Source organism: Syntrophaceticus schinkii (assembly GCF_000946815.1).
Classification (GTDB): domain Bacteria; phylum Bacillota; class DSM-12270; order Thermacetogeniales; family Thermacetogeniaceae; genus Syntrophaceticus; species Syntrophaceticus schinkii.
This window is the reverse complement of record NZ_CDRZ01000124.1, coordinates 1-17,701: the sequence shown is the minus strand read 5'-3', so window position 1 is coordinate 17,701 and position 17,701 is coordinate 1. Positions and strand designations below refer to the sequence as shown.

At 49.1% G+C, this 17,701-nt stretch carries 17 protein-coding genes; 11 read left to right on the top strand and 6 right to left on the bottom strand.

What is annotated here, in order from left to right:
- Positions 1-312 precede the first annotated feature (312 nt).
- From SSCH_RS06165 to SSCH_RS20840, 5 genes are all read right to left on the bottom strand, one after another.
- On the bottom strand, positions 313-489 hold the full coding sequence (locus SSCH_RS06165; protein WP_156972136.1) for a hypothetical protein: 177 nt from the start codon (positions 487-489) through the stop codon (positions 313-315).
- A 91-nt stretch (positions 490-580) separates the two neighbouring features.
- Complete coding sequence (locus tag SSCH_RS06160; protein ID WP_044664700.1) at positions 581-814, bottom strand: hypothetical protein; 234 nt, start codon at positions 812-814, stop codon at positions 581-583.
- Between the two features lie 151 nt (positions 815-965).
- Entirely contained in the window at positions 966-1,295 is a 330-nt protein-coding gene (locus SSCH_RS06155; RefSeq protein ID WP_044664699.1) for an AzlD domain-containing protein, read from the bottom strand.
- Positions 1,282-1,863 carry an AzlC family ABC transporter permease gene (locus SSCH_RS06150; RefSeq protein WP_232294254.1) on the bottom strand — a complete coding sequence of 194 codons (582 nt, stop codon included), beginning with the start codon at positions 1,861-1,863 and terminating at the stop codon, positions 1,282-1,284. Before SSCH_RS06150 ends, SSCH_RS06155 begins: the two co-directional genes overlap by 14 nt.
- Entirely contained in the window at positions 1,845-1,976 is a 132-nt protein-coding gene (locus tag SSCH_RS20840) for a hypothetical protein (RefSeq protein WP_269746129.1), read from the bottom strand. The genes SSCH_RS06150 and SSCH_RS20840 overlap by 19 nt, the downstream gene beginning before the upstream one ends.
- A 649-nt stretch (positions 1,977-2,625) precedes the next feature.
- Here SSCH_RS20840 and SSCH_RS06145 point away from each other — a divergent pair.
- From SSCH_RS06145 to SSCH_RS06095, 11 genes are all read left to right on the top strand, one after another.
- On the top strand, positions 2,626-4,764 hold the full coding sequence (locus SSCH_RS06145; protein WP_052835388.1) for an efflux RND transporter permease subunit: 2,139 nt from the start codon (positions 2,626-2,628) through the stop codon (positions 4,762-4,764).
- A gap of 145 nt (positions 4,765-4,909) precedes the next feature.
- Positions 4,910-6,388: a hypothetical protein gene (locus tag SSCH_RS06140; protein WP_044664698.1), complete on the top strand. Its 1,479-nt coding sequence runs from the start codon at positions 4,910-4,912 to the stop codon at positions 6,386-6,388.
- Positions 6,389-6,559: 171 nt separating this feature from the next.
- Positions 6,560-7,006 carry a MarR family winged helix-turn-helix transcriptional regulator gene (locus tag SSCH_RS06135; protein WP_044664697.1) on the top strand — a complete coding sequence of 149 codons (447 nt, stop codon included), beginning with the start codon at positions 6,560-6,562 and terminating at the stop codon, positions 7,004-7,006.
- A gap of 356 nt (positions 7,007-7,362) precedes the next feature.
- The gene (locus SSCH_RS06125; RefSeq protein WP_044664695.1) at positions 7,363-7,806 is read left to right on the top strand and encodes an NADH-quinone oxidoreductase subunit NuoE family protein; all 444 of its coding nucleotides are present in this window, start codon (positions 7,363-7,365) and stop codon (positions 7,804-7,806) included.
- A gap of 25 nt (positions 7,807-7,831) precedes the next feature.
- Positions 7,832-9,052, top strand: a complete 1,221-nt coding sequence (locus SSCH_RS06120; protein ID WP_156972135.1) for a complex I 51 kDa subunit family protein — start codon at positions 7,832-7,834, stop codon at positions 9,050-9,052.
- Between the two features lie 5 nt (positions 9,053-9,057).
- On the top strand, positions 9,058-10,782 hold the full coding sequence (locus tag SSCH_RS06115) for an NADH-dependent [FeFe] hydrogenase, group A6 (RefSeq protein WP_044664694.1): 1,725 nt from the start codon (positions 9,058-9,060) through the stop codon (positions 10,780-10,782).
- Positions 10,783-11,117: 335 nt separating this feature from the next.
- Positions 11,118-11,537 carry a radical SAM protein gene (locus SSCH_RS20835; protein ID WP_052835387.1) on the top strand — a complete coding sequence of 140 codons (420 nt, stop codon included), beginning with the start codon at positions 11,118-11,120 and terminating at the stop codon, positions 11,535-11,537.
- Positions 11,530-12,420: a radical SAM protein gene (locus tag SSCH_RS18975; protein WP_052835386.1), complete on the top strand. Its 891-nt coding sequence runs from the start codon at positions 11,530-11,532 to the stop codon at positions 12,418-12,420. The genes SSCH_RS20835 and SSCH_RS18975 overlap by 8 nt, the downstream gene beginning before the upstream one ends.
- 22 nt (positions 12,421-12,442) lie before the next feature.
- Positions 12,443-13,978: a [FeFe] hydrogenase H-cluster radical SAM maturase HydG gene (gene hydG, locus SSCH_RS06105; RefSeq protein ID WP_084710971.1), complete on the top strand. Its 1,536-nt coding sequence runs from the start codon at positions 12,443-12,445 to the stop codon at positions 13,976-13,978.
- Positions 13,979-14,264: 286 nt separating this feature from the next.
- Complete coding sequence (gene hydF / locus SSCH_RS06100; RefSeq protein ID WP_044664693.1) at positions 14,265-15,464, top strand: [FeFe] hydrogenase H-cluster maturation GTPase HydF; 1,200 nt, start codon at positions 14,265-14,267, stop codon at positions 15,462-15,464.
- 515 nt (positions 15,465-15,979) lie between these two features.
- Complete coding sequence (locus SSCH_RS06095; protein ID WP_044664692.1) at positions 15,980-16,228, top strand: TM1266 family iron-only hydrogenase system putative regulator; 249 nt, start codon at positions 15,980-15,982, stop codon at positions 16,226-16,228.
- Positions 16,229-16,712: 484 nt separating this feature from the next.
- Here the strand turns inward: SSCH_RS06095 and SSCH_RS06090 are convergent, their stop codons facing one another.
- Positions 16,713-17,021, bottom strand: coding sequence for an EamA family transporter (locus SSCH_RS06090; protein ID WP_052835385.1), 309 nt, complete (start codon positions 17,019-17,021; stop codon positions 16,713-16,715).
- Positions 17,022-17,701 lie beyond the last annotated feature (680 nt).

Here is a 17,701-nt window from a genome sequence, read left to right as displayed (position 1 = left end):
GTAGGTTTAGCGGTCAGAGAGATAGCGGAGAAGATGCGTAATGCTTGGAGTATATCAGGACAGGAGCTAGCACGTATCTTTTGATCACATGCTAGTATGAAGGCGACTATTCGATGATATAGAGTGCCCCATGGAAAATAAATAATCAAAAAATCGTTTCCTGAAGACAAAGATTTCAGGAGATATAAGTTTTTTACGCTTTCTCCAAGTACTATAAATGGAAATTCCGGAACAGTTAAAATGTAGACATGTTAAATAATGGGAGCGCGGGTTCTGGCGATCCCCAATACAATTATTGCACCGATTGAATATCTATCTTTCATAGTCATTGATCCGCCTTATTTCATTGAGCTCCCGGATGTTGATCAGCACTAGATGATATCGCTTACAGATGATAATTATTATTGCTAAAAAAATATACTCCGGTACAGCAACGAGTAATCTCAGGATCGGGTCTGCCAAAATAATCTTGATTTCGATTCCAGTCAATTTAGTGACACAAAATGTATAAACTGTTTCCGTCAATCCCATAATAATTAACCCAAGACCGGAGGCGACTGAAGACGAGAGAATCCCTATTCTACAAAAAAAAAGTGATTAGGAGAATTAAAACAGGCAGCATAATGATGGTATTGACACCGGGGGTTAGAGAAAATGACCTGATCACAGCTATGAGAGGCGCTCCGATAACTGTTATTAGAGTCACTGTTTTCAGCTTCGCCTCATACCCAGTTAAAATCAAAGATAAAGTAACAACTAAAGCTGTTTCCGGTATATACCGAAAAAGAATCAAACCTAGTGTGATCTCATCCACCCAACAGCGCCCCCATACAGATAATCCAGCCCCGAAACTAATCAAATTAAACTGTACACTATATCATTCAACTCTTTTCTGGCATTTCCCTGCAAAAGAGTTGAAAATGACAGAATATTTTACATTATGTGCGACATTCCAACTCTTTTTGTTACAGACCAAGAAAATTATAGAGAAAAGCCATGGTTACAATACCCACCAACAAGGTGATAAACAGATTCTTGAACTTAACTGCAACAACAATTGTAGGTATAAACGCCCAGATATAGATGTTTTGTATACTGATATCGATCTTCCCCTGGGGAGCAAGAATACTTAAGGCTGTCAGCCCCCCTAAAACCGCCGGAGCAACAAAGGACAGCCATTCCTTAACTATAGCTGGAAATTCATAACGGGAGAAAAAGGCAACAGGAAAGATACGCGGTGTAAGGCTGACTATAGATACTCCAATAATCATGACCCAGATACTAGTGTTGTCCATTAATGATCACCCCTAAAGTTGCACCGATGACCGTGGCTATGATCAGGTTTGAGAGGTTATCCATCATCGCCGGGACCAGATACCCAATGACAAGGCAGGTCACCGCTGTAAACACAGCAACCCAGATATCGGTTCGCCGGTTGATCATCAAAACCAGTAAGCAGGTATACATGGCAGGCAGGGCAAATCCCAATCCCAACCGATCTGTGTTTGTAATAAAGCTGCCCAGGAGCGCCCCCAAAAGGGTGCTGCCTATCCATCCCAGGTGGGAGGTCAGATTTAAACCCGCTAGATAAGAAGCAGTAGCGGGATGGTCCTGGTAGTGGTTCATGGCCACGGCATAGGTTTCATCGGTTAAACCGTAGGAAAGCAAACTGGCCACCAATGGCTGCACCCTGTCTTTTAAATAAGGTACAGTTGAGGTAGAGAAAAGCAGATACCTCAAATTAACCAGGATATTGGCCAGGATAATGGTGATCACTGCTCCTCCCGCCTGCATAATCCCTATCGCAATATACTGGCCGGCCCCGGTAAAACAGAGTACAGACATCATGACTGCCTGAGCCACAGACATCCCCGCCTTCCTTGGCAGACCCCCAAATGCACCAACCCAGCAGGCAGATACCCCAGCACTATCGGAACCGCTTCTGTAATACCCTGCTTCAATTCTTTCTGCTGCATTTACCTATCACCTTCCAAGGGCAGACATTCTGTTTTGCTATGAGCCCTTTGCTGTTATAAGATATACCGCTGTCTTTTTCCGCTTCAAACTTTTTTGCAAGGCTAATTTAAGATAGTAGAGCCGCCTTGTTCGCGGCCGCTCCTTTGTTGTCGCAAGTGCCATCATTTTTCCGACATCAGACTTCTGACTTCTGACATCTATTCTCCATTCCCACCTCTAACCTCACACATCCCACATCCTTTCTCACTTCCAACTTCCCACCTCCCACATATCATAAAAACAGCCAGCCGCCGTCGACAACCGGAAAACTGGCTGTTTGTAAAATGCAAAGCCATTCACTATTTTTTCTACAGGAAAACAGCGAATTCCTTCCATATATTCATTCAAAACAGCAGTCCCCGGAACTCTCCACCTATAGTTCATCAATACCGATTCTTCGGAGGATGAAAAAGTGAGCATTTCTGATTAACAAGCTGTAAATACATTGTAATATACCTATTTGCAGAAAAACAGGTGCTGTCCCCCCGGAATAATTGGTTGACGCGTTAACCATCCTGCTATATACTGTAAGGTGTCTTCAGTTAACACCATAACCGTTAACTCTCCCAAGCAAGGCTTACACTCTTTAAAAGGAGCGGTGATTTATTTGTGAAGTGGTCTAATTTTGTTGTCAAGCATAGAAAGATTTTACTGATCATCGCTTCCATTCTGTTAATACCCGCCCTAATAGGCTATTTACAAACACAAATAAACTATGATGTAACCGACTACCTGCCCAAACACCTGAGCTCCAAACAGGGCCAGGATATTCTGGAAAAGGATTTCCGGATCGCGGCCAATGTTTATGTCATGGTCGAAAACCAGGATCCCTACCAGGTTGCCCAGTTGAAAGAAAGCATTCAGAAGGTACCTGGTGTCGAAAAAGCCAGCTGGCTCGATGATCTCTATCACCCCAGTGTCCCTTCATTTTATATTCCTGAAGAGATACGAAAAAACTTTGAATCCGGTGATGCCTCTATTATACAGGTGCAGTTCATCCACAATTCTACATCCAGTGTCACCCAGGAGGCGGTCAGAGAGATCCGGGAACTGGCAGGACCAAAGGCCACTATCAGCGGTTTTCCGGTGATTCTCCTGGATCTGAACGATGTCTTCAGCAAAGAACAGTACTTATATATATTGATTGCAGTGACCGCCATCTTTCTCGTTCTGTCCCTGTCCACCAGTTCTGTGCTGCAGCCTGTTCTGCTCTTAATTACAGTAGGGTTTTCTGTAGTCTACAACATGGGAACCAATGTTTTCATGGGATCGGTTTCCTACATCACCCAGGCTGTGGCAGCTGTTTTACAGCTGGCCGTAACTATGGATTACGGCATCTTTTTGATCCACCGCTTTGAAGAGGAAAAGGATAAGCATGACAGCCCTGATCAGGCCATGACTGTGGCCCTTTCCCGCACCGGCACTGCCATCACCTCCAGCGCCTTGACAACCATAGCCGGTTTTCTGGCCCTGGTGACGATGCAGTTCGGTCTCGGGCGTGATATGGGAATGGTTCTGGCCAAAGGTGTTATCTTCAGCTTGATATGTATACTGCTTTTGCTGCCGGGACTGATCTTGATCTTCCAAAAGCAGATCGAACGCTCCCAGCACCGCATCCTGCTCCCCAACTTCACTAAGGCCGCAAACCTGGTGGTCAACCGGCGCACAGCATTCCTCGCTCTCTTTTTGATACTCCTGGTTCCGGCATTTTTTCTCAAGCAGAATGTGGGTGTCTTTTACAGTCTGGAAAAGGGTCTCTCCAAGGAAATCACCGCAGTGGCTGATGCTGAACGTTTGAAGCAGAAGCATGGTGTCGCAGAAATAGTTTACGTAATATTCGAAGACCGCGGACTGGCTACAGAACAGGAGCTCACAGAACACCTTAAAACCATCCCGGAGGTAAAATCAGTTAATTCTCTGGTTACATTTACAGGACCCCACATCCCTGAAGAATTCATTCCTGATGATGTGAAATCAGAGTTTCGCGGCGGCCGCTATGCCTACTGTGCAGTTGAACTGAGCACCGGGCAGGCAGACAGCCGAACAGACAAGGCCCTGAACCAAATCAAAAAAACCACCGGCTCACTTTATGATCATGTCTATCTGAGCAGTGAAGCAGCCCTGATCCAGGATTTAAGAAACCTTACCAATAAAGATCTTGCGCGGGTGAACATGATCTCGGCCCTGGCAATTGCCATGATCATCGCCATAGCTTTTTCCTCACTGACACTGCCGGTTCTCCTGGTTTTAGCAATCCAGTTTGCCATCTGGGTCAACCTATCCGGGGCTTTCCTCAGCGGAACTGAACTCTACTTTGTGACATATCTGGTATTGGGATCGGTGCAGCTTGGAGCAACAGTGGACTATGCCATCCTGCTGACCAGCAAATATAGAGAGTCACTCCAGGAACATCCACCTCAAGAAGCCATGCGCCTGGCTGTGGAACGCAGCGGCCGCTCCATTCTTACCAGCTCACTGACTCTTACGGTCAGCACCATAGCTGTGGCCTCTTTTTCCAAGATAAAAATGGCCGGACAGATGTGCGGCATGCTGGGAGTCGGCGCATTTATCAGCATGCTCACCATCCTCTTCATACTGCCTTCACTTTTGTTGTTGAGCGACAAAGTGATCGCCCGCACTACCTGGAGATGGCCGCAGGCTGCAATCGAAACCGCGATCGAACCTGTGATTGAACCGTCTGATAAACCGGCTGGTGAACCGGTCCGTCAAACAGAAAATAACCGATAAAGGAGGATAACTGTGAAAAAACGCTTCCTGGTTTTGCTTCTTGTGTTTGTGTTGATCTGCCCCTGCCCCACCATGGCTGCTGTGCAGAAAAACGAAACAAGTCTACGGACTGCTGGCCAATGACGGCACAGTCAAAGAGGTGCAGGTGGTCAACTGGGCCTACGGAACACCCGATGGTGATAGCTGGACTGATTATGGCAATTACCGTGAAATCAATAACAGCGGCTCTGATGTCAAACCCCGGATGGGCAAAGACCAAATATCCTGGCCATCCTCGGCCTTTGAAGAAAAGGGGCTGTTCTACCAGGGCCTTACCGATAAGGAACTGCCCTTTAAAATTGTCATCGATTACACCCTGGACGGCAAGCCGATCAAGCCGGAGCAGCTTGCCGGAAAAAACGGAAACCTGAAAGTAAATATTCACCTGGAGAACCTTTCTAAACAGAAGTTCATGCTGTCCTATCAAGGGCAGCAGGGAAAACAGCTTTCAGCAGAAGAAACACTGTATACGCCCTTTATGTTTCAGGTTTCCACAACTATACCCGCAGGAAAATGGAAAAATATAAAAACCCCAGGTGCCAGCCAGGTAGTAGTTGGAGATCAAATCCAGGTAGCCTGGATGGTCTTCCCCTTTCCTAAAGAGGAAATCTCTTTGGAGATGCAGGGAAATAACATCGAGCTGAACCCTATCGAAATCGCCGCTCTGCCGACGGTTCTTCCTTTGCCATCATTAGATATGGATAGCGAGCTGAACCAACTGATCGTCGGTCTCGGTCAGTTGGAAAGCTCACTGAATAAAATGGGATCCGCCGCCCAGGAGATACAGCGCAACCAGGAAAAGATCGCTGACGGCTGCAGCCAGGTTGCCGCAGGTCTTGGGGAGTTGGAAGAGGGTGTGAAAGGGGCTTATGAGGGATCCGGACAGCTGGCTGGTGGGTTGGAGCAGTTGCGTCAGCAACTGGCAGCATCAAATGAACAGCTGACCCAGCAGTTAACCGAGTTGTTAGCCCAGCAAACACAGCAGACACAGGAGTTAATCACGCAATTATATCAGCTAAAGCAATCAATCCCAAGCCCGCAAGAGAATCCAGAAAATTATGAGGCCCACGTGCGCATCGATGCACTGATCAAAAACCTTGAAAATCCTAATAATGTTCCTTCTTTACCTTCTTTACCTTCTCAAGAAAATGACCCTTTGGCTCTGCTTACTGATGCTGTAAACATGCTCAACAGCGGCCTGGGTGAAATCCACCAGGGCACCCAACGCCTTGCCCAGGAGACACCATCCTTAAGCAGCGGCATGAAGGAGTTGGCCAAAGGCCAGGGACAGCTTGCAGATGGACTCCTCAAAGCAGCAGATGGCATATCAACCACGAAAAAAGAATCAGGAGGCCAGTTCAATGAACTGAAGCGCGGCCAGGCTGTCACAGATAAGCTTGAGATTCTAGCTGATGACTACAAATCTTTTATGGATAACACCAACAACAGCAATAGCCAGGTCCAGTTTCTCCTGCGGACGGAAGGTATTGAAATAACCGAACCCGCAGCAGAGTCTGCACCGGAACCGACAAAAAATACCCCCTGGCAGTCGATCAAGAACTTTTTCAAAAATCTGTTCTCATAGGTGACAGAAGAGATCAGGAGGACGGTTCTCCTGATCTCTTTACCGTCCCCTTCCCATATCACAAAAAAAAACGTGACAAAATACCCATCCCTCTATCACCTACAGTTGAATCTTAACAGAAAACAGAGTAAGCTAAAAAGGGTAAAATACTCCCTAAAGGGGGCAGTTGCATTGACAAGATTTCAACTTCTAGTAAGCATTTCCAGCAGGATCATCCAGGCAGGCCAATTATGTGTGATCAATGCCTTGCGGGAAAAAAACCTGGGAAGTGCAGAGGCCAATGTTTTAATGTTTCTGTATTCGAATGGTGACGGAGTAAAACAGGATGATATCGTATCCGGAGTTGATGTCAGCAAACCGGCTATTTCCAGGACGGTCACGTCTCTGGTGAAAAAAGGATATATTACCCGTAAACACAGCCCTACAGACAAAAGAGCCTACTTGGTCTACTTGACTGAAAAAGCCCGCAGAGAAGAAGAGCATATCCAAAAGCAGTACGCTGACCTGGTAATAGCTGCCGCTGCTGGAATCCCCGAAGACAAAATAGAAGAGTTCATCGAGATCTTTCGTCAGGTAGCTGATAATTTGGAGGAACACAGAAAGGCCATACTCGAGTAATAAATTATTTTCAGATCGAGAAGGAATTATCTGTTTAAGGAAGAATAGTATTACGACAGAGTTATTTATAGTATTTTAGTCTTTCAACCCTCCAGAGTCATGCCCTTCAAGAAGGGGGTAACCTTCCGGAGAGTACGCTTTCAAAATAATATATAGAACGTGAAAAGAACCATGAAGGTTCTGACCTCCCATCAGGGAGCAGGAATTAAATATGGTCCTTTTTTTTATTGGCCAATTCCTCACTTTTTTTTAAATATGGAACTTGCCGATCGAACAATACAGATAGATAAAACTTCTTTCAATCAATCATTCAATAAGGAGGTGCAAGCAATCATATCAGGAAGGAGGTGCAAACTGTGAGCAACTATGAAGAGATCCTTGATGAACATAAGGGGCTTCCGGGAGGGATCATCCAGGCCTACCATGCCATCCAAAAGAAGATCCGTTTTCTACCGGAGGAGGCCATCCTCACTGCAGCCAAGGTATTCGCCATCCCAACAAAAGACGCCTATGAAGTAGCTACATTCTACTCCTACTTTGCCACCAAACAACGCGGCCAAAATGTAATCCGCATTTGTGAAAGCGCTCCCTGCCATGTGGCAGGAGTTAACGAAATAGTAGCTGCCCTGGAACAGGAGCTGGGCATCAAAATGGGAGAGACAACACCGGACGGCAAGTTTACTTTGGAGTTTACACAGTGTGTTGGCCAATGCCAGGGAACACCCGTAGTCACCATCAACAGGAAGCCATATGTCGATGTTGCTCCGGAAAATATCCCCGCTATTTTAGCTGGGTATTAAATCTTTTTTGAAAGGAGGAAAAACAGTGGAAGCTGAAATGCGCATTGTTCTGCGCAATTATGACAAAATTGATAGTTTAAAAATCGATGATTACATCAATGCCGGCGGCTATAAAGCGCTGGAAGAAGCCCGCAGCATAAGCCCTATCAACCTCATCGAAGAGATCGAGAAATCAGGTCTCAGGGGGCGTGGTGGAGCTGGTTTCAATACTGGCAGAAAACTGCGTTTTACCTGTGATGCACCTGGTGAGGAGAAGTTTATTCTCTGCAACGCTGATGAGGGAGAGCCTGGAACCTATAAGGACCGCATCATCCTGCAAAGCGATCCCCAGGCAGTCCTGGAGGGGATGGCCATCTGCGGGTATGCTGTGGGTGCAAAAAGAGGGATCATCTACCTGCGCGCTGAGTACCCCTATGTGGCAGATATCTTGAACACTGCCATCTCACAGGCCAAAGAAAAAGATGTATTAGGTGATTTCCAGGTGGAAATCTGTATGGGCGCCGGTGCTTATGTCTGCGGTGAAGAAACCGCTTTGATAGAGTCTATTGAAGGTAAACGGGGTGAGCCTCGCTCTAAACCGCCCTACCCACCGGTAAGCGGGCTGTGGGGCAAACCCACTGCAGTTCTCAATGTGGAAACCCTAGCCAATATTCCTCAGATTGTTGAAAAAGGAAGTGCCTGGTTCGCCGGAATCGGTGACCCCTCCTACCCCGGAACCAAGGTGATGACGCTCACAGGTGATCTGGTCAACAAAACATTTATCGAAGTGCCGACCAACACCACAATCAGAAGTGTTATCTATGAGTTCGGAGGGGGCATCGCCAGTGGTAAACAGCTGCAGGCCGTCCAAATCGGGGGGAACTCAGGTGCCTTGATCCCACCGGAGTACCTGGATACACCCATCGCTTTTGATGCCATGCAGAAGATCGGGGCAGCCCTGGGCTCAGGCGCTGTATTCGTCATTGACGAGAGCAGAGATCTGCGGGATATCGTTTGTAAAATCAGCCAATTTTTTGAGCATGAATCCTGCGGCAAGTGCACCCCCTGCCGGGAGGGCACTATGCGCATCCATGACCTGATGCAAAAAATCAGTGCCGGTAGCGGTGTCAGTGCTGATCTCGACCTGCTTTCCGACCTGGGCCAGATGATGGCAGTCGCCTGTTTCTGCGGACTCGGCCAGGCAGCACCCGTACCTGTCCTCAGCGCCATCAAGCATTTCAATCTCTTGAACGGGGAAAGGAGGTAAGGCAGATGGTCAACCTGAGTATAGACGGCATTAAACTCTCTGTAGCTGAAGGTACCACCATTCTGGATGCAGCAAAAGAAGTGGGCATCAGAATTCCCACACTCTGTCACCACCCTGATCAGGCGGTCAAGGCCAACTGCCGGATCTGCGTCTGTGAAGTAGAAGGACAACCACTGCTGCAGGCGGCCTGTGAAACCCAGGTGAATGAAGGAATGGTCGTCCGCACACACACACCACAGGTGATCAAAACCAGGAAAATGATCCTGCAGCTGATCCTGGGACACCACCCACAGGACTGCCTGAACTGCATCAGAAATCAGAACTGTGAACTGCAGGCCCTGGTGGAAGAGTACGGGATCCGCGACAACCCCTTCCCCTTGAAATTGAAGGGATTGCCGGAAGACCGCTCCACAGTATCCATAGTGCGCGAACCGGATAAATGCATCGCCTGCCGCCGCTGTGTTGATGCCTGCAGTGTCATCCAGACAGTGAACGCCCTCTGTATTGAGGGACGCGGTTATGAAATCGGTATCTCCCCTGTGATGGGCAAACCGCTGGCCGAGACCGGCTGTGTCCTCTGTGGCCAGTGTATCCATGCCTGCCCTGTGGGAGCCATTTCCGAAAATGAGCAGATCGATGAATTCCTGGCAGCAGTGGCTGACCCCGATAAAGTGGTGGTCACTCAGATCGCCCCTGCGGTCCGGGAGGCCATCGGTGAGGAAGTGGGTATGGCTACCGGTGATATGCCCATGGACAAGTTCGTGGCAGGACTGCGGCGTGTCGGATTGGATTATGTCCTGCATACCAACTTCACCGCTGACCTGACGATCCTTGAAGAAGGAAATGAACTTCTCAAGAGGCTGAAGGAGAATGGGACACTCCCCATGATGACCTCCTGCAGCCCTGGCTGGATCAACTTCATCGAGACCTTTTACCCGGATCTGCTGGATAACCTCTCCACCTGTAAGTCACCCCAGCAGATGTTCGGGGCACTGGTCAAAACCTACTGGGCGGAAAAAATGAATATCGAACCGTCCAAGATCTATTCAGTCTCCATCATGCCCTGTACAGCCAAGAAATTCGAAGCCGCACGACCGGAGATGAATGACAGCGGGTTCCAGGATGTGGACCTGGTGCTGACCACCAGAGAAGTGGGAAGACTTTTCCGCATGTTTGGGATCGACTTTGACAAGATCGAGCCCAGCCAATTTGATCCCTGGATGGGCCAGTATACAGGAGCAGCGGTCATCTTTGGAGCCACAGGCGGTGTGATGGAAGCCGCTTTGCGCACAGTCTACGAAGTTGTCACAGGTGAAACACTCACAGATGTAAACTTCACAGCAGTGCGCGGCTTCGAAAGTATCAAAGAAGCGGAAGTAGACCTCAAGGGCACCAAAGTCAAGGTAGCGGTCGCTCACGGCCTGGGGAACGCCCGTAAACTGATGGATCAGGTTCGAGCAGGCGAATCTCCCTACCACTTCATCGAGATCATGGCCTGCCCGGGAGGCTGCATCGGCGGCGGCGGACAGCCCATTACCAAGAGCAATATAAAAAGAAAAGAACGCATCAATGCCATCTATGTTGAAGATGAAGCATGCCCCATCAGAAAATCGCACGAAAACCCGGAAATCACACAAATCTACGAAGACTTCCTCAAAGAACCACTGGGGCACAAATCCCACCAGTTGCTGCACACAACCTACAAACCAAAGAACAAAGAAATTCTCTAAAAGGGGTCAAATCGTTCACTGCTTCGCATAAATTAAAACAAATATGACCACCTGCGCCCAAGGGACAATCAAGAGATGATAATGTCCTCAAGGCAAGGGGGATAACGGGTCTTTAATGGGCCTGCCCTCTGCCGTACAAAATGCAGGGGGCAGGCCTTTTTTGGCGGTTGGCGTGCAAGGGGGACGGTTCCCGGTGCATTTCTGAGACGCGGGGACGGTTCTCTTGTCTCACACTCCTGTGGGAAACACACACAGCCGTTCCTGGGTATTAGCTTGGATCACAGCCTGTACAGCACTGCTTTCAACAATCAACGATAAAAAAAGGAGGTCACCTGATGCCCGTAGTGGAGATCATCGCCCGCTACCGGAAACACAACATGCTGACAAAAGAAGAGATCACCGCCCTTTTGGAGAGCGAAAACCCACAAACCACCTCCCTGCTGCGGGATGAGGCTGACCGCCTGCGCCAGGAATATGTGGGGAACGGCATCCACCTGAGGGCCTTGATCGAATTCTCCAACTACTGCATCAGAAACTGCGCCTACTGTGGCATCAGGAGAGACAACAAAAAACTTCCCCGCTACCGAATGTCACCACAGGAGATCATCAAAACCGCAGCAGAGGCAGCGGAAAAAGGGTTCCTCAGCGTTGTCCTGCAGTCAGGGGATGACCTCACCTACGGCCCACAGGTGCTGGCAGAGGTGATCAGAGAGAATCAAAAAAACCGGTATCGCTGTAACCCTGAGTGTGGGTGAGCGCCCGGAGAGGGACTACGCAATCTGGCGTGAAGCCGGTGCAGACCGCTATCTGCTCAAATTCGAAACATCTGACAGCGAGCTTTACCGCCGGCTCCATCCAGGCAGCAGCCTGGATAAACGCCTGGAGTGCATTAAACAGCTGAAAAAGCTTGAATACCAGACTGGATCAGGAAACATGGTGGGACTGCCAGGACAAACCGCCGCCATGCTGGCAGAGGACATCATCCTCATGCACAGACTGAAATTGTATATGGCAGGCATCGGACCCTTTCTCCCCCACCCGGCAACACCGCTCAAAGACTTCCCGGCCGGGAATTTAGACCTGACCCTGAGGGTGCTGGCCCTCACCCGGCTGCTGCTTCCCTGGTCACACCTCCCGGCTACCACTGCCTTGAGGAACATCGATGCTGTAGAAAGCCATGCCGGTGCGGGAAGCGCCGCTGCGAGGAACGGCGCTGCTACAAAAACCACCTGTGGAAACACCTGTAAAAGCACAGGCACAAGCGCTTTTCTAAAAGGCACCGCCACACTGAAAAACGCTGCACCAGGAAACACCTTTGCTCCGGGAAGCACCGCTGCTCCAGAAAGTACCTGTAAAAGCAACTGTGTAAGCACCTGCACGTACACCTCTTCAGAAGGCCAGCGCCTTGCTTTAACAGGTGGTGCCAATGTACTCATGGTCAACCTGACACCCATGAAATACAGGTTGTTATATGAAATCTACCCGAAGAAGACATCCCCGCTAGAAGAGTACCGGCAGGCACAACAACTGGCAGCGGAAATCGGCCGCTCGGTGGCTGCAGATCCCGGACACGGGCTCTCTAACGAGAGACAAGGGGAGGAACGCGGGGACGGTTCCGTTCAACTCATCTCAAAATAATCAAAAATGAGGAGTGATCAAAATGGATAAAAAATTCGGAAGTCCAGAGGACTTCATCGATAATCAGGAGATCTGCAATTCGGACAGAGGCAGCACTGATCCCGCAGCGCAAAACCTCAACGATAATCAGGAGACCCGCAATTCGGACAGAAGCCACAGTGATTCCGTAGTGCAAAACTTCATCAATGAGCAAGAGATCTGGTCGCTGCTGGAAGAAAACAGCAGCCCTCCAGCCTCCCAAATTCAGGAGATCATCGCCAAAGCACGGCAGGCCCGCGGCCTGGAACCCCATGAGGTGGCAGCCCTGATCCAAACAACTGATCCGGATCTGCTCCAGCAGATGTTCACAGTAGCCAAAGAGATCAAAGAGGAGATCTACGGCAAGCGCCTTGTCCTTTTCGCCCCCCTTTATATCAGCAACCACTGCATCAACAACTGTGTTTACTGCACCTACCATCGCTCCAACAAGGACCTCAAGCGCCGCAAACTGGACATGGATGAAATCGCCCGGGAGGTCAGAGCACTGCTGAAAATGGGGCATAAGCGCATCGCCCTGGAAACCGGAGAACACCCGACAGAATGCCCCATCGAGTATATTGTTGACGCCATGAAGACCATTTACAGTGTAAGAGAAGGAAACTCCAATATCCGCAGAATCAATGTCAACATCGCCGCCACCACCGTGGAGAATTATAGAAAACTCAAAGAGGCCGGAATCGGCACCTATATACTCTTTCAGGAAACCTACCACCAGGAAACCTACAAGAAAATGCACCCTCAAGGCCCCAAATCCGACTACCTCTGGCACCTCACCGCCATGGGCCGGGCAATGCAGGGGGGAATCGATGATGTGGGAATCGGCGTGCTTTTCGGGCTTTACGACTACCGCTTTGAAGTGATGAGCATGCTCATGCACGCCATCCACCTGGAAAAAGAATTCGGGGTAGGCCCCCATACCATCTCCGTACCGCGGCTGCGACCGGCAGAGGGGGTTGACCTGCAGACCTTCCCCCACCTGGTTGCCGATGAGGACTTTAAAAGAGTGGTCGCTGTTCTCAGGATGGCTGTCCCCTATACAGGCATGATCATCAGCACCAGGGAACGCCCCGGCTACCGTGAGGAGTTGGTCGCACTGGGAATCAGCCAGATGAGTGCCGGCTCCTGCACCGGAGTAGGCGGTTATAGCGAGGAGAACATTCATGAGGAAGACGTACCCCAGTTCTTTGTTGACGACACCCGTTCCCCGGAAGAGATAATCCAGACGGTCTGCAACAGCGGCAACATCCCAAGCTACTGCACAGCCTGCTACCGCAGCGGCCGCACAGGAGACCGCTTCATGTCCCTGGCTAAAACCGGCAAAATCGGCAATGTGTGTGGGCCAAACGCCATTTTGACATTTAAAGAATACCTGCTGGACTACGCTTCACCCGAAACCAGAGAGATCGGAGAAAAGGTGATCCAGGATAACCTCAACTGCATCGACAACGAAAAAGTACGTGGAATAACAAAGCAAAGACTGAAGCTCCTGGAAGATGGGCAGAGAGACCTCTATTTCTAAAACGTGACAGGGGGACGGTCCTTTTGTCACACTTTTTTCCTCTGTCATTTAGGAACTATGAGGCCTGATAATTCTACCAACTGTAAAGGAACGTAACGGAGTCAGCGTTCGCACATCGTAATTGCCGCAATTGCCAAATTTATTGACATTTGGGGAAAGAACATAATGTAGATTACACACAGCCGTTAGCAAGTTTTTGGCCTGTATCATCTTCGGAAAGAAGCAGCAATATGTAGATAACACACAGCCACAAGTTAGTTTTCGGCCTTCGGAAAGGAGCATCATCATGCAGACAACACCCAGGGGAAACCGCCTGCATATTGCCATCTTCGGCAGGCGCAATTCCGGAAAATCCAGCTTGATCAACGCCCTCACCGGCCAGGAAATCGCCCTGGTCTCCAGTGTCCCCGGTACCACCGCGGACCCGGTTTACAAGGCCATGGAAATACTTCCTGTTGGCCCCTGCATGCTCATCGACACCGCGGGGATCGATGACACCGGGGACCTGGGCGAACTGCGCGCCCGCAAAGCCCGCCGTGTCCTGGAGGAAACAGATCTGGCCATCATGGTGATCGACCCGGTGGCTGATATAAATGACTTTGAGACACATTTAAAGGAAGAGATCGAAAAACACGGCATCCCCCTGATCACTGTGGTAAATAAAATAGATACCGGTTTGGCGGATCTCGATTCCCTGCAAAAATCCCTGGACATCCCCCTGCTGGGAATCAGCGCCCTGACAGGTGAAGGGATTCCCCAACTGAAAGAGCGCATCATTCAGCTGGCTCCCGCGGGTTTTGAGGATCACCCCATTGCCGGCGACCTGATCAACCCTGGTGATGTCATACTGCTGGTGGTGCCCATCGATAAAGCGGCACCCAAAGGAAGGCTTATCCTTCCCCAGGTGCAAACAATCAGAGACATCCTCGACCACGGCGGCACAGCCTTTGTCACCCGGGACAGCGAGCTTCCACAGGCCCTCACCCAACTGAAACAGCCGCCCCACCTGGTGATCACCGATTCCCAGGTGTTTCCCTATGTAGACGCCATAGTCCCCCCTTCAGTTCCTTTGACCTCATTCTCCATCCTCTTTGCCCACAGCAAAGGGGATCTCCAGGAACTGGCACGGGGTGCAGAGGCAGTAAACCAGCTGAGAAGCGGAGACATGGTGCTCATCGCCGAAGCCTGCACTCACCACCGCCAGGATGATGACATCGGCCGCGTAAAAATCCCCCGTCTGCTGCAGCAGCGTGTGGGAGGTCTTGATTTTCACTGGTACAGCGGTTTCACTTACCCGGAAAACCTTGGTGACTATAAACTGATCATTCACTGTGGAGGCTGCATGATCAACAGGCGCCAGATGCTTTACCGCATCAACAAGGCCAGGGAAAAAGGAGTCCCGATCGTCAATTATGGAGTGCTGCTGGCTTTCCTGCACGGTATTTTGGAAAGATCACTGGCACCCTTCTCTTTAAAGAATACATAATCTCCAGGGATACGCAACCCTTAAGGACACGTAATCTTTATGGGCACGTAATCCCTTGGGACGCATACTCTTTATAAACATGTAATCCTTAAGGGCATGAAATCTTTATCGATACATAATCTCTGACTAAGACCTTCCCCAAATGGCCTGTTCCCAGAACAGGTAAATCCAATACAGAAAGGAGCAAAATCCTGGTCATGGGAAGGCCGCTTAACTGGTTTAAAGCCTGAATTCCCACGTTTTTATACCTATGGACTTGAGTGGCCACTTTTATTGGAATACGCATCAGGATGAAGAGTGGATCAGTTTTAATTAGCGCGGTGGATCACTTTTTAGTTGACGATTACAACTACATTTCTTGCTCCTCGCAGGTATAGATTATTAATACCTGTGAGGAATAAAAAATCTTGTAAGATCCCTTATATCATATAGTTTAAGAGAATCATATGTATTATTTTCCGGGAATCCAGGTTAAAGACAAAAAAAGCAGTTAAGTTCTTGAACCAGGTATTTAAATGGAATCTCGATTGGGTGTTGTGGGTATCGTCATCGAAGACAGGAAAAGAGCTTCAGAAAGTGTCAACTCCATCCTCAGCCAGCACGGGACAATCATCGTAGGCAGAATGGGGGTACCATATCAAGCAAGACAGGTTTCTGTCATCGCCCTAATCGTGGATGGAACCACAGATGAAATCGGCGCCATGACAGGAAAACTGGGGAACATCCCGGGAGTTACGGTCAAGACAGTTCTCACCCCGAGGTGACAGGAGGGCGACAGACTGTGTGCGGAGACGCGGACCTGCCAGGGGGACGGACCTGCCAGGGGGACGGTCCCTTCGGCTGGTCGGAAGTTTATGTGTTCAGAAACTGCCTTGTGACCAACCGGCTCTTCTTTTAGACGCGGGGACGGTTCTCTTGTCTCACAGATGTGAAACGCAGGGAAGCTCTCTTGTGGAGACACGGGCACAATTCTCTTGTCTAACATGGCCGCGGCCACCGGCATTATCCAGGCCACATGGTGTGGTTTCGGGGGGAGGTTGACAGGGACACGGTTCTCTGTCAACTCGACATTCCTTAAGTCCGCTTCTGTTTTCATTATCTTTTGGTGCCGCTCAGGCGGCATAGGCATCTACCCGGAAAAAAGATAGTTCCTAGCACCGTTGACAACCTCAGTTCTTAGGTGCCTGGCGCCTAAGAACTGGGAAACCTTTTCATTATCTGCTGGTACCGATTGAACAGCATGTACGCTTACCTGTTAATAAAAATAACACCACCAATGATGAGGACAATACCCATGAATTTATTTAATGTTATCGGTTCCTTAAAAAGAAAATAGGAGTAAAACAAGACCAATATATAACTCAAACTGACCATGGGGTATACATAACTCAGGTTTTCCCTGGTCAGAGCCTTCATCCAGGTAAAGAATCCCGCCGCATAAAAGGCAAAAGCGATCAGCACCTGAGGTGTTGTCACGATCCTTATCAAATCAGGAATAATATCCTGCCGGGAGATAAAAACGCTCCCCAGCTTGTCCGCCCCCATTTTCAGGATCATCTGCCCCGTGGCCCCCATAAAGACGGAAAAAAGAACTAAAAAAAAAGCTGTTCATGAATTCATCTCCTTAAACATTCACATCAGAAAGCCCTCTTCAGATACTTTACCACTGTAGATAGCCATAGACAAGCATTTCCATCATTTCCAGTTAAAATACATAAGATTTTTTTCTGTTTTTCTTCAAGTAGAACACAAAAACAGCCGGTCTTATGAGACCGGCAGAAAAAGATAGAGGTCAGAGGCCGGATGTCAGAAGTTTGTTGGAACTGCCTCATTTTTATTCAGCAACGTTCATGACTTAGGCCTCTGTTTTCATGATAGTGCACCTGGGTGATATGGGGTATGGGTTTCTGCCCAAAAAGCAGATGTCGAAATCCAGAAGTCGGAGGTCGGAAAATCCGAAAATCTACCTCATAATAGTTCCGCAATATTCCCTGACTTCTCCCCTGTTTTCATCATCTATCGGTTACAGGTGCTACCGCTCAGGTGACATGATATCCTACCAGTAACCCCTGTACCCCGGAATCCTAACTGCCTCCTACTGTTGCCCAGCCTTAAACCCACTAACCACGATCCAGCCGTAGAAAAAAGTTGGATGCTGTACCTCAAAAAAGTGAGCCCTGCATATCAACTTCCGGCATAAATTCATTGGGCAGCAAAAGCTGCGCACCCATACAGCA

What these genes read in the sequence shown, in the direction of transcription:
- hydG (WP_084710971.1), top strand. Translation starts at nt 12,443, where the DNA reads ATGGATAAAAAATTCGGAAGTCCAGAGGACTTCATCGATAATCAGGAG.
- SSCH_RS06095 (WP_044664692.1), top strand. Translation starts at nt 15,980, where the DNA reads ATGGAATCTCGATTGGGTGTTGTGGGTATCGTCATCGAAGACAGGAAA.
- SSCH_RS06155 (WP_044664699.1), bottom strand. Translation starts at nt 1,295, where the DNA reads ATGGACAACACTAGTATCTGGGTCATGATTATTGGAGTATCTATAGTC.
- hydF (WP_044664693.1), top strand. Translation starts at nt 14,265, where the DNA reads ATGCAGACAACACCCAGGGGAAACCGCCTGCATATTGCCATCTTCGGC.
- SSCH_RS20840 (WP_269746129.1), bottom strand. Translation starts at nt 1,976, where the DNA reads ATGCAGCAGAAAGAATTGAAGCAGGGTATTACAGAAGCGGTTCCGATA.
- SSCH_RS20835 (WP_052835387.1), top strand. Translation starts at nt 11,118, where the DNA reads ATGCCCGTAGTGGAGATCATCGCCCGCTACCGGAAACACAACATGCTG.
- SSCH_RS06115 (WP_044664694.1), top strand. Translation starts at nt 9,058, where the DNA reads ATGGTCAACCTGAGTATAGACGGCATTAAACTCTCTGTAGCTGAAGGT.
- SSCH_RS06090 (WP_052835385.1), bottom strand. Translation starts at nt 17,021, where the DNA reads ATGATCCTGAAAATGGGGGCGGACAAGCTGGGGAGCGTTTTTATCTCC.